The sequence below is a fragment of the Nonomuraea monospora genome, from assembly GCF_039531895.1.
Taxonomy (GTDB): Bacteria; Actinomycetota; Actinomycetes; order Streptosporangiales; family Streptosporangiaceae; genus Nonomuraea; species Nonomuraea monospora.
This window is the reverse complement of sequence record NZ_BAAAQX010000021.1, coordinates 93,306-105,603: the sequence shown is the minus strand read 5'-3', so window position 1 is coordinate 105,603 and position 12,298 is coordinate 93,306. Positions and strand designations below refer to the sequence as shown.

6 protein-coding genes are annotated in these 12,298 nt (G+C 72.0%); 3 read left to right on the top strand and 3 right to left on the bottom strand.

Annotated features, from left to right (window positions below; translation table 11 throughout):
- Positions 1 to 80: 80 nt before the first annotated feature.
- From ABD331_RS34580 to ABD331_RS34570, 3 genes are all read right to left on the bottom strand, one after another.
- Positions 81 to 3,572, bottom strand: a complete 3,492-nt coding sequence (locus ABD331_RS34580; RefSeq protein ID WP_344484259.1) for a S8 family serine peptidase — start codon at positions 3,570 to 3,572, stop codon at positions 81 to 83.
- Positions 3,573 to 3,668: 96 nt separating this feature from the next.
- Positions 3,669 to 4,301: a TetR/AcrR family transcriptional regulator gene (locus ABD331_RS34575; RefSeq protein WP_344484256.1), complete on the bottom strand. Its 633-nt coding sequence runs from the start codon at positions 4,299 to 4,301 to the stop codon at positions 3,669 to 3,671.
- Positions 4,298 to 5,488, bottom strand: a complete 1,191-nt coding sequence (locus ABD331_RS34570; protein ID WP_344484253.1) for a cytochrome P450 — start codon at positions 5,486 to 5,488, stop codon at positions 4,298 to 4,300. Before ABD331_RS34570 ends, ABD331_RS34575 begins: the two co-directional genes overlap by 4 nt.
- 259 nt (positions 5,489 to 5,747) lie before the next feature.
- On the opposite strand from ABD331_RS34570, the gene ABD331_RS34565 reads away from it, so the two are divergent.
- From ABD331_RS34565 to ABD331_RS34555, 3 genes are all read left to right on the top strand, one after another.
- Positions 5,748 to 7,874 carry an anthranilate synthase component I gene (locus ABD331_RS34565; RefSeq protein ID WP_344484250.1) on the top strand — a complete coding sequence of 709 codons (2,127 nt, stop codon included), beginning with the start codon at positions 5,748 to 5,750 and terminating at the stop codon, positions 7,872 to 7,874.
- A 45-nt stretch (positions 7,875 to 7,919) separates the two neighbouring features.
- Positions 7,920 to 9,479, top strand: a complete 1,560-nt coding sequence (locus ABD331_RS34560; RefSeq protein WP_344484246.1) for an amidohydrolase — start codon at positions 7,920 to 7,922, stop codon at positions 9,477 to 9,479.
- Positions 9,480 to 9,595: 116 nt separating this feature from the next.
- Positions 9,596 to 12,274 (top strand): M4 family metallopeptidase, encoded by a 2,679-nt coding sequence (locus ABD331_RS34555; protein ID WP_344484244.1) that lies wholly within the window; start codon positions 9,596 to 9,598, stop codon positions 12,272 to 12,274.
- Positions 12,275 to 12,298 lie beyond the last annotated feature (24 nt).

Sequence of the window (12,298 nt, the reverse complement as noted above, 5' to 3'; positions counted from 1 at the left end):
TTGCTTGCCTCCTTCTTCGCTCGAGTGGCGCTCCTGGATGTCGCGGGCCCACCTCTCAGGGGTGGGCCCGCGACAGGTTCCTACGGGGTCGCCTTGTCAGGGCGCTCCGAGATGCGCAGCCCGTTCACGATCGTCGCGCCCTGCCGGGTCGCGAAGCGCACGTTGAGCTGCCCGTCGGTCACCTTCACCGTGTACTGCCTGCTCACCGCCGTGTACGTGCCCGACTCCAGGGCCAGGTCGAGCGCCGGGATCGCGAGCTGGCCCTCGACCAGGACGTCGAACACGCGCTGGCCCATCCGCATGTTCCTGATCTCGGCGAAGTCCAGCTCCACCGTGTACGTCCCGGCGGGGACGTTGTCGAACCGGTACTCCAGCATCGACTCCCTGGCCGTCCTGAACAGCGCCTGGTCCGTCGTCCCGGCTATGGTCCTGGACGTGCTCTGCGTCCTGTTCTGGTTGGTCAGGTAGCCGTAGCCGCCGGTGGCGTACTTCTTGTCGGGCGTCCAGGTGTCGCCGGCGGCGTCCACGTAGTTGCGCGTGGCGCCGGTGTCGATGGCCACCTGGTGCCTGGGCACCACGACCGTCACCTTGACCTCGATGGTGGGCTGCCTGCCGCTGGCCGACTTGACCAGCAGCCTGCCCTCCTTGAACGTGCCGGGCGCCACCCCGGCGCTGGAGACCGCCACCTGGAGGGTGACCGCCTGCCCCTTGGCCAGCTCGCCCGCCGCCGGCGTCACCGTGAACCACGGCTCGCCCGTCACCGTGTACGGCGTCGGCGACCCCAGGTTCGTCAGCTCCACCGTCCGCGTCCGGCTCGACTCGGCCGGCATCACCACGGTCAGCTCCGCCACCGACGCGCTCACCCGGCCCGTGACCAGCGCCGTGTCGATGCGCGTCACCGTCGTCGCCGCCACCGTGACCGGCTGGGTGAACGTGCCGTAGTGCTCCTTGGACACCACGACCTCGTAGTCGCCGGCCAGCACCTGCCCGTAGAACGAGCCGTCCGCGCCGGTCGTGAACGTGGCCACGTCGCCCACCTCCACCGTCGCCCCGGCGATCGGGTCGCCGTCGTTGGCGTCGGTGACCTTGCCGGTGACCAGGCCGTGCCTGCTGGCCGTGAACGTCAGGCCCTGCCCGGTCGCCACCACCGGCTCCTCGTAGGAGTACAGCAGCGCGTCGTTGCCGGCCGCGTTCTCGATGCCGATCGTGGCGCTGGTGCCCCGGTCGCGCTCGCTCTCGATGTCCTTGTACCGGAAGGCGATCGAGCCGTCCTCGCCCAGCAGCGCCGCGAACGACACCCGCTGCGCGCCCTCGTTGTAGAAGGTGACGTTGCGCCACTCCACCACGAACGTCCGGTGCGGCGCCGTGCCCGACACCGCCGTGTAGATCCCGCCCTGGGCGTCCACGATGAGGTCGTCCCAGTAGGGGTAGACGGCGTTGTTGGGCGTCCCCGACGTCGGCAGGCGGCCGTTGCTGCCGGTCGTGACCCGGTCGGCGGCGAACGTGACGAACCCGTTCGTGCCGATCCACGCCTTGCTGTAACCCGTGCCGTAGAACGGGACCGGGAACGGCAACGTCACCTGCTGCGCCTCGTCGTCGCCCGTCAGCGCCAGCTTCTCGGCGCCCGCCGCGTACGGCTGCGCGCCGCTGCGGCAGGTGTAGCCGAAGTTGTCGCCGCGCAGCGGCAGCTCGACGTCCTTCGTCAGGTCACCGGCCACCGTCACCGCCGCCGTCGCGGCGCTGGAGCAGCGGGAGGACGGGGTGACGCGCAGCTCGTACGTGCCGTGCGGCAGCGTCATCGAGTAACGGCCCGAGGCGTCGGTCACCGCGCTCACCGGCGTGCCGGCGGCCGTCACCGTCGCGGCAGGCTCCGGCGTGCCGGCCGTGGTGACCGTGCCCGACACGACGCCCGTCGGCAGCGAGGTGAGCGGCACGTCCGCCGTCGCGGCCTGCTCGGCGGTGATCGTGACGGTGGTGGTGGCGGTGGCGTAGCCGAACTTCTCGGCGCTCAGCTCGTACGAGCCGGCCAGCAGGCGCGGGATGGCGTAGGCGCCGTCGGCGCCGGTGACGATGGTGCGCGTCATCGGGCCGGTCACCGTCACGGTCACGCCTGACAGCGGCTGGCCGCCCTCCGTCACCGTGCCGGACAGGTCGCCCAGGCCCTCGTCGGGCGCGGCCAGCACGGCGGCGTAGGTGTCCAGCCTGCCCTCGCCCCAGATGTTGTTGTCGGCAGCGGTGCCGCCGCAGGAGGTGTCGGCGACGTCCACGGCGGTGCCGTCCAGCAGCGGCCGGGTGGCGGCCACGTTCCCCTGCAGACCGGGCGAGCCCGACCAGATGAGCGCCACCGTGGCCGCCACGTGCGGGGAGGCCATCGACGTGCCGGTGAAGCTGTCGTAGCCGCCCGGGATCGAGGAGCGCACGTTCACGCCGGGGGCGGCGATGTTCGGCTTGATCTCGCCGTTCTCGCCCTCGCCCTTGCTGGAGCGCGCGTAGAGCGCGTTGTTGACGTCGAAGGCGCCCGCGCTGTACGCGCTCTGGTACTGGCCGGGCGAGCCGCTGCTGTCGCAGGCCGGGCCCTCGTTGCCGTTGGAGAAGGCGGGGAAGATGCCCGCCGCCAGCCACGAGTCCACGACCTCCTTGTAGAACGGGTCGAAGCCGGCGCCGCCCCAGGAGTTGTTGACGATGTCCGGCGCCAGGTCGGGCCGCGGGTTCTGGCCGTTGAGGTCGGTGGGCCGCACGACCCACTCGCCCGCCGCCAGCAGGGACGCGTCGGTGCAGGTGTTGACCTCGCAGCCCTTGACGGCGATCCACTTGGCGCCGGGCGCGACGCCCAGGCCGTTCGCGCCGACCATGGTGCCCATCACGTGCGTGCCGTGGTCGTTGTTGTCGCAGGGCGCCGCCGTCGGGCAGACGCCCGCCGGGTCGAACCAGTTGTAGTCGTGGGTGTAGGTGCCGTCCGGGTTCCTGCCCCGATAGCTCGCGGCCAGGTCGGGGTGGTCGAACTGCACGCCGGAGTCGATGTTGGCGACCACGATGCCCTCACCGCGGTTGCCCAGCTCGTCCCACACGCGCGGGGCGTTGACCCGGTCGATGTTCCACTCCACCGCGTTCACCCTGGCCTGGGCGCTTCCGGCGACCGGCTTGGGCAGGGTGAGCGTGCGCACCGGGTCGATGCGCTCGACGTCGGGCAGGCTCGCGATCTCGGCGGCGAGCTTCTCGCCGGCGGTCACCCTGACCGCGTTGACGATCCAGAACGGGGTGTAGTCGGCGTGGTGGGTGTCGAGCAGCTTGCGCAGGTCCTGCTGGGACGACTGCGCCTGCTCGGTCTTGGCCTCGAAGACCGCTTCGGCCTTCGCCTCCTTCGTCAGGGCCCGGCGGGCGCCGCTCAGGTCGGCGGCGCCCTTCATCCGCACCCAGAAGGTGGCCTTGTCGTCCTGGGCCAATCGCGCCTGGACTGTTGCGTCGATCTTGCCGGGATCCGGCGCCGCCTGCGCCGCCGCCTGCGGGACCAGCAGGCCGGCGACGGTGGCGATCCCTAAGAGGACCGCGCGTAAGCGGGGGGTGTGGGGCACTGGCTCTCCTTCACGACATGGGGAGAGGTGATCTTTACGCCTCTGTCGAGAAGGGTGAAGAGATCTTGTTCGGAAAGCAAGAGGTGTCGTGAAAAGTTACTTTGCCGAGTGAAATGTAATGTGGTCAGCCCGATAACCGATCTGCCGGATGACGTCGATGAAGTGCGCCTTTATCGCCTCGGCGTCCTCCCTGTCGGCCTCCAGCCCCACCTCGTACAGCACGGCGCCGGTCAGGATCCGCTCCACCACCTCCACGTCCACCTCCTGGGGAAGCAGCCCCGCCGCGCGCGCCCGGCCGAGCGTCTCCCGCACCATGGCCGCCCGCCGCCCGCCGTTGACCGTCCGGTACGCGCCCACCAGCTCGGGGTAGTCGTCCGCGCTGCCGTACAGGCGGCGCAGCAGGCGGCGGTGGCGCGGCACCGCCAGGTACGCCGCCCAGTCGCCGAGCATGTGCTCCACGTCGCGCCAGCCGGTGAAGGCCGGGTCCTGGTCGTGGTTGGCCCACTGCAGGGTGCGCACGAGCAGCGCGGTCTTGTCGGCGAAGCGGCGGTAGACCGTCGCCCGCGTCACGCCTGCCCGCCTGGCCACCTGCTCGATGCTGAGCTGCGCCGCGCCCTGCTCGATGAGCAGGTCCAGGGCGGCCGACAGGATGGCGAGATCGGCCTCCTGACTGCGCGGCCGACCCGGCGGGCGCTCGGCGGGCGGGTTTCCAGGGTGGTCCGTCGTCACCGGGCGTCCCACGTGACGGGCAGGCTGTGCACGCCGTAGATCAGCATGTCCGTACGGAGCGGCACCTCGCCGGGCTCGACCGCCAGCCGCAGCGACGGGAACCGGCCGAACAGCGCCGGATACCCCGCCCGCATCTCCACCCGCGCGAGCTGCTGCCCCAGGCACTGGTGCACGCCGTGGCCGAAGCTCACGTGCCCGCCGCTCGCCCTGAGCAGATCCAGCCGGTCGGGGTCGGCGAAGCGGCCGGGGTCGCGGTTGGCCGCCGAGATCGAGACGGTGACCGACTCCCCGGCCCGCACCAGCTCGCCGCCCAGCTCGACGTCCTCCAGCGCCGTCCGCACCAGGAAGGGCACCACGCTGAGGTAGCGCAGCAGCTCCTCCACCACCTGCTCCACCTTGTCCGGCTGCCCGCGCAGCACGGCGAGCTGGTCGGGGTGCCGCAGCAGCGCGAACGTGCCCAGGGAGAGCATGTTGGCGGTGGTGTCCAGGCCCGCGCCGAGCAGCATGAAGCCGATGTTGGCCAGCTCCTCGTCGTCGAGGTCGCTCTTGGTGAGCCCGCTGAGCATGTCGTCGGTCGGCGCGCCCCGCTTGGCCTGGACGAGCTCCTTCATGTGGGCCTGCATCGCCAGGTAGGCCGCGATCTTCTCCTCGCGCGGCACGTCCGTGCGCATGAGCGTGGTGCCCTGCGCCATGAACCGCTCGCGGTCCTGCTCGGGGACGCCGAGCAGCTCGCAGATCACCACGGCCGGGATCGGCGCGGTGAAGGCCGTCACCAGGTCGGCCGGCGGGCCCTGCCGCTCCATCGCGTCGAGGTGGAGGCGGGTGACCTCCTCGATCCGCTCGCCGAGCTGCCGCATCCTGCGCACGGTGAACTCGCCGGTGAGCAGGTGCCGGTAGCGGGTGTGCACGGGCGGGTCGGTCGAGATGAACATGCCGGGGGGAGCGGGCTGCCCGGCCTGCCCGCCGGAGTCGGTGGGCAGGTGCCGCAGCTCGGAGCGGGCGCTGAAGCGCCGGTCGGCCAGCACCTCGCGGACCAGCGCGTGGCTGGTGACCAGCCAGCCGAGGTGGCCGTCGGGGTAGGCCAGGCGGGTGACGGGCCGGGTCTCGCGCAGCCCGGCCAGCTCCACGGGCGGGTCGAACGGGGTGGGCCGCCCTGAGGGCAGCACGATCGCCTCTGTCTGTGTCATGGGGGGCTCCTCTCGCCTCGATTGAATACAGTACAGCTCTGTATTGAAACTCCCGCAAGGGGGTGGGCGGGTCGCGTTGCGCGATCATGGTCCGCCGGTTACTCTGGACGGCATGCGAACTCACGCTCAGCTCCAGTGGTGGCGCCGCTCCTAGGCGGCGCGTGTTTCGCATTCCTTCAACGGACGGCCGCCCCGGATAGGCGGCCATTCTCATGTCCGCCCCGGGGCTCGATCATTTGATGTGGCAAAGGGGCAGCAAGTGGAGACGAGCGGATATACCACCGCCGGGGGCATCGGTGTCGAGCGCGAGACACGCGAGGTGGACGAGGCCGCCCTCGAAGAGATCGTGACAGCCCTGTCGGAGCGGCGCGGCGGCGCCTTCTCCTCCGGCATGGACTACCCGGGCCGCTACAGCCGATGGGCGTTCGGCTACGTCGACCCGTGCCTGGAGCTGGTCGCCAAGGGCCGGACCATCTCGGCGACCGCGCTCAACGAGCGGGGCAGGGTCGTGCTGCCCGCCGTCACCTCCTGCCTGCTGGCCGCGGGCAAGCCGGTCACCGAGCCCACCGCAGACCGCGTCGAGGTGTACGTCGCCGAGTCCGAGGACCTGCTGCCGGAGGAGATGCGCAGCCGCAGGCCCACCGTGTTCACCGCGATCCGCGAGGTCATCGCCGCCTTCCAGGGCGACGACCCGCACCTCGGGCTCTACGGCGCGTTCGGCTACGACCTGGCCTTCCAGTTCGAGCCCATCAGGCAGGAGCTCGTCCGCCCCGACGACCAGCGCGACCTCGTCCTGCACCTGCCCGACCGGCTGGTCGTCATCGACCGGCAGCGGGAGACCAGCTTCGAGTACCGCTACGAGTTCACCGTCGACGGCGCCACCACCCGCGGCCTGGAGCGCACCGGCGCCTCGGCCCCGCCCGTCACCCCGGCCGAGCTGCCGCAGAACCCGGAGAAGGGCGAGTACGCCAAGGTCGTGGCTGCCGCCAAGGAGAAGTTCAAGCGCGGCGACCTGTTCGAGGTCGTGCCGGGCCAGGTCTTCCACGCCACCTGCGCCGACCCGTCCGCCTTCTACCGCGGCCTGCGCCACAGCAACCCCGCCCCGTACGAGTTCATCATCAGCCTCGGCGAGGGCGAGCACCTGGTCGGCGCCTCACCCGAGATGTACGTCCGCGTCACCGGCGACCGCGTCGAGACCTGCCCCATCTCGGGCACGATCGCCCGCGGCAGCAACCCCGTCGAGGACGCCGAGGCCATCCGCACCCTCCTGTCCAGCGTGAAGGAGGAGTCGGAGCTGACGATGTGCACCGACGTCGACCGCAACGACAAGTCGCGCATCTGCGTCCCCGGCACCGTCAAGGTCATCGGCCGCCGCCAGATCGAGCTGTACTCCCGCCTGATCCACACCGTCGACCACATCGAGGGCCGGCTGCGCCCCGAGTTCGACGCCCTCGACGCCTTCCTCACCCACATGTGGGCCGTCACGGTGACCGGCGCGCCCAAGACGTGGGCCATGCAGTTCATCGAGGACCACGAGGCCACCACCCGCCGCTGGTACGGCGGCGCCATCGGCTTCATCGGCTTCGACGGCTCCATGAACACCGGCCTGACGCTGCGCACCGCGCAGGTCAAGAACGGCGTGGCGACCGTCAGGGCCGGGGCCACGCTGCTGTTCGACAGCGACCCCGAGGCCGAGGAGCGGGAGACCGAGCTGAAGGCCAGCGCCCTGCTCGGCGCCCTGGCCGCGGTCAACCAGCCCGAGACGCGGCCGGGGGTCGTGGTCAGGGAGCAGCCGGGCGCCGGCCTGAAGGTGCTGCTCGTCGACCACGAGGACTCCTTCGTCAACACCCTGGCCGACTACTTCCGCCAGGAGGGCGCCGACGTCGTGACGCTGCGCCACGGCTTCCCGATCGCCATGCTCGACGAGATCGCGCCCGACCTGGTCGTGCTCTCGCCCGGCCCCGGCTGGCCGTCCGACTTCGGCATCTCCGCCCTGCTCGACCAGGTCTACGCCCGCGACCTGCCCGTCTTCGGCGTCTGCCTCGGCCTGCAGGCCATGGTGGAGCACGCGGGCGGCACCCTGGAGCTGCTCGACTACCCCGAGCACGGCAAGCGCGGCCAGGTCGGCAGGCTCGGCGACAGCGCGCTGCTGGAGGGGCTGCCCGAGGAGTTCACCGCGGCCCGCTACCACTCGCTGCACGCCAAGCGGCCCGGCGTGGTCGGCTTCACCCCGACCGCGCTGACGCCCGACGGCAACGTCATGGCGATCGAGGACCCGTCGCGGCGGCGCTTCGCCGTGCAGTTCCACCCCGAGTCGATCCTGACCCAGGAGGGCGGCGCGGGCGCGAAGATCATCGCTAACGTGCTGCGTCTGTCCCGCAGGTAGGTAAAACCCGGGCGGGAGCGTGCGGGGCTCCCCTAGAGTTCCCGCATGCTCCCCGTAGACCTGCCCGGCACGGTGCGTGACGCGCTGCTCGCCCCGCTCGTCGACCACCACTGCCACGGGGTGCGCCGCGACGACCTGAGCAGAGCGCAGTTCGAGCTGCTCAGCGGCGAGGGCGGCAGCCCGGCCCCGCCCGGCACCACCCACTTCGACACGCCGTTCGGCGCGGCGGTGCGCCGCTGGTGCGCGCCGCTGCTCGACCTGGAGCCGCACGCGCCGCCCGCCGTCTACCTGGCCCGCCGCACCGAGCTGGGGGCGGGCGAGGTGAACCGGCGGCTGCTGACGGGCGCCGGGGTGGTGGCGTTCCTGGTGGACGCCACCCCAGACACCCACCCCGACACCCACCCCGACAACCACACCGCCACCTACGGCACCGCCCACACCGCCACTTATGGCACCACGCACACCACCGCCCAAACCGCCACCTATGGCACCACCCACACCGACGGCCGCCTCGCCCCCTTTGGCGGCGCTCACGCTGACGGCCACATCGCCCCCTTTGGCGGCGCTCACGCTGACGGCCACATCGCCCCTCATGGCCCCGCCCACGCCACCGCCTCTGGCGCCGGCCACGCCGACCTCTTCGGCGACGCCCATGCCGCCATCCGCGCCGCCCGCCACGCCGACCCCGATGCCGACCACGCCGACCCTCACGCCGCTCCCCGTACCGACCCCCGTGCCGACTCCCGCACCGACCCCCGGGCCGACCCGCGTGCTGACTCCCGTGCCGGTTTCGCCGCCGACCTCGACGTGCTGACCGCCGCCGAGATGGGCCGCCACGGCGGCGCCGCCGCCGACGAGCTGGTCCGGATCGAGCACATCGAGCAGGACGTCGCCGCCACCGCGGAGCTCGCCGTGGACTACCTCGACAACTTGGCCGACGAGCTGGCCGCCAGGGCCGCCAGGGCGGTCGGGCTGAAGACCGTCATCGGCGCCCGCTGCGGCCTCGACTTCGACCCGGCCAGGCCCTCCAGGGGAGCGGTGATCGCGGCGGCCAACCGGCGCCTGTCCGACCCCAAGGGCGTGCTCACCGACCACGTCCTGCTGCGCTACCTGCTGTGGAGCGCCATCGACGTGGCCAGGGAGCGCGGGCTGCCCGTGCAGTTTCACACCGGGTTCGGCGGCAGGACCGGCGAGCCGCACCGCGCCGACCCGGCACGGCTGAGCGCGTTCGCCGCGGCCCTACAGCCGCTCGGCGTGCCGGTGATCCTGCTGCACTGCTACCCGTACCACCGCCAGGCCGCCCACCTGGCCGGGGTCTTCCCGCACGTGTACGTGGACGTCGGCCTGGCCCCGCCACACGGCACCGCCGCCGCTGCCCGGGTCATGGACGAGCTGCTGGAGCTGGCGCCGTTCCACAAGCAGCTCTTCAGCTCCGGCTGCCGCGGGCTGGCCGAGACCGGTTACCTGGGCGCGCTGACCTACCGGCGGGCCCTGGCCGCCGCGCTGGGGGCGCGGATCGAGGCGGGGGAGTGGAGCGCGTCCGACGCGGCCCGCGTCGCGCACATGATCGGGTCGGGAAACGCGCGGCGCATCTACCGATTGTGACGGCCGGGAAATCCATCATTCCCTTTTCAATTGATCGAATTGTGATTTGTCTCCCTGTCAATATCCCGGTGATGATCGGGGGCGCCAGAAAACCTTCGCACACACCTGGAGGTGTCGTGTCCTGGCGTCCCATCACTCTTGCCGCCGCGTTATGCGCGGCTTTGTTCTTCCCCGGTGTGGCAGCGGCGGAAGACCCACCACCCGAGGTGGAGAACCGGGCGGGCACCCGGGCGCCCGCCGAGGTGAGCGGCCTGTCCGAGCCCGCCCAGGCGGGCGACCCCGTCGCGGCGGCCAGGGCGCACCTGGCCGACCCGCGCTACCACCTCGACCCCGCCGAGCTGACCCCGCTGCGTACCGTCGTGGACGGCCGGGACGAGACCGTCAGGTTCGCCCAGCGCCACCGCGGCCTGCCCGTCTTCGGCGCGCACTACCTCGTGCACTTCCGCACGGACGGCGGGCAGCGTGAGGTGGTCGGCGCGGGTGGCCGCTTCCTCACCGAGCTGAACGTCGACCCGGCCCCGTCCGTCACCGCGGACACCGCCGCCAGGATCGCCCGCGGCCTGATGGCACGCTCCCACAGCGCGCCCCAGGGCCCGGCTCAGGGCCGCTCTCAAGGCCCGGCTCAGGACCCGGCTCAGGGCGTGACCGCCAAGACCGGCGAGCTGCTCGTGGTGCCGCGCGGCGCGGGCGTGCTCGCCTGGCACGTCGTGCTCAGCGGGCGCGCCGCCGGACGTCCCCTGCTGCTCGACGCGTACGTGGACGCCCGCTCCGGCCGTCCCCTGTTCACCGTGGACCGGCTCCGGTACGAGGGCCCGGTGCAGGGCAGCGGCCAGACCGCCCACGGCCGGACCGTCACGCTCAACGCCTACCAGCGCGCCGACGGCGCCTACGAGTTGCGCGACCGCGGGCGCGCGATGTGGAACGGCACCACCGGCGAGATCCTCACCTACGACGCCCGCGGCGGCGACGTCTTCGACTACCTCGGGTCGGGCATCCCGCCCGGCACCGAGCCGGCCCGCTCGGCGACGCCCGTGTTCGGCCCCGAGCACACCGAGAGCGGTGCCGTGGACGCCCACTGGGGCGCCGGCCAGGTCTACGAGTTCTACCGGGGCCTCGGCCGCGACGGGCTCGACGGCCAGGGCGGCACCATGCACTCCGTCGTCAACGTCACCCTCGACGGCGAGCCGTTCGCCAACGCCTTCTGGGACGGCACCAAGATGGTCTACGGCGGAGGCGGCCCCGACTACCACTCCTTCGCCGCCAGCCTCGACGTGGTCGGCCACGAGATGACCCACGGCGTCATCCAGCACAGCGCCAGCCTGGTCTACCTCGGCCAGTCGGGCGCGATCAACGAGGGCCTGGCCGACTACTTCGGCAACGCCGTCCAGGTCGACACGCTCGGCATCCCGATGAGCGACCCGAACGCGAGCCTGCTGGGCGAGGACCTGTGCAAGACCCTGCCGCCCGCCGAATGCGCCGCCCGCGACCTCGGCGACGGCCGCGTGGCCGGCGAGGACTACCTCGGCGCGACCATCTCCTTCGACAACGGCGGCGTGCACCTCAACTCCACGATCTTCTCCGGCGCCCTGTGGGACGTCAGGGAGCAGCTCGGCGGCCGGAAGGCCGACAAGCTCGCCTACAAGGCGCTGACGGAGTACATGACGCCGCTCGACGATTTCACGGACGGCCGCCGCGCCGTCGAGTCGGCCGCCCGCGCCCTCGGCTGGTCCGCCCGCGACCGGCTGACGGTCACGCTGGCGTTCGAGCGGCACGGCATCAGGCCCGGCTGGGAGCGGACCATCCGCATCGACAGCCGCGTGCTGATCGACGGCATCACCGACTTCAACGCCATCCCCGACGTGGCCGCGGACCGCTACGTGGTCTCCAACTCCTCGCCCGACGGCGCGGCCCCGTCCTGGATCCTCACCGGACGCCTGCGCGGCGGCAAGCCCGTGACGCTGTCGGAGGGCGACCGGTGGAACTACTATCCGGCGACCGACGGCAGGCAGGCCGTCTGGGCGTCGTACGACACCGCGCTCACCAGCTTCCAGATCCACGCCCGCCCGCTCGACGCGAGCACCCCGCCGCGCCTGGTGTATCAGGCGCCCGACCTGGTCACCGAGCTGGACGTCGCCGGCGACGTCATCGCCTGGCAGATCTTCGAGCAGGCGAGCGGCGAGACGGAGATCTGGATCAAACGTGGCGACGCCGCGCCGGTCAAGGTCACCGCGGCGGCCAGCGTCAACGGGTACCAGCCGTCGCTCAACGGTGGCAAGCTCGCCTACCTGCGCGTCTGGGTGGACGGCGGCACCTTCCACAGCACGCCCGCCGTCTACGACGTGGCGACCGGCACCGAGGTCGTCGTCCCCGAGGTGCCCGGCACCGGCGGCCTGCCCTCGGACAGCGCCATGCCGATCATGCTCAGCCGGTACGTCGCCTGGGGCGTCGACACCGACGCCGACGGCCGCTACGGCATCATGCGCGCCGCCGCCGACGGAACCGGGACGACCGCCGTCGTGCCCGACGGCCCCGCCGCGCCGTCGCCCATCTGGTTCCATGCCAACGACACCCGGGTCGCCATCGGGGCGTGGCCGGAGGGCGACACCCTGGAGAACGCCACCCTGCCCAAGATCTACCAGGTGCCGCTCACCGGCGGGCCGCTGCGGCGCTACTCCTGCAACAGAGGAGTGCAGGACTACTTCTCCCTCGGCGAGGGCGGCGCGATCGCCTGGATCGACGGGACCGCGGGCGACACCGATCTGGTGACCCGCGACAGGCCCGCAGTCCGCTGCTGACACGAGGTATGCGACCAGGCATAC

Bases quoted from the DNA above. Each gene is read 5' to 3' on its own strand.
- ABD331_RS34560 (WP_344484246.1), top strand. From the start codon at position 7,920: ATGCTCCCCGTAGACCTGCCCGGCACGGTGCGTGACGCGCTGCTCGCC.
- ABD331_RS34570 (WP_344484253.1), bottom strand. From the start codon at position 5,488: ATGACACAGACAGAGGCGATCGTGCTGCCCTCAGGGCGGCCCACCCCG.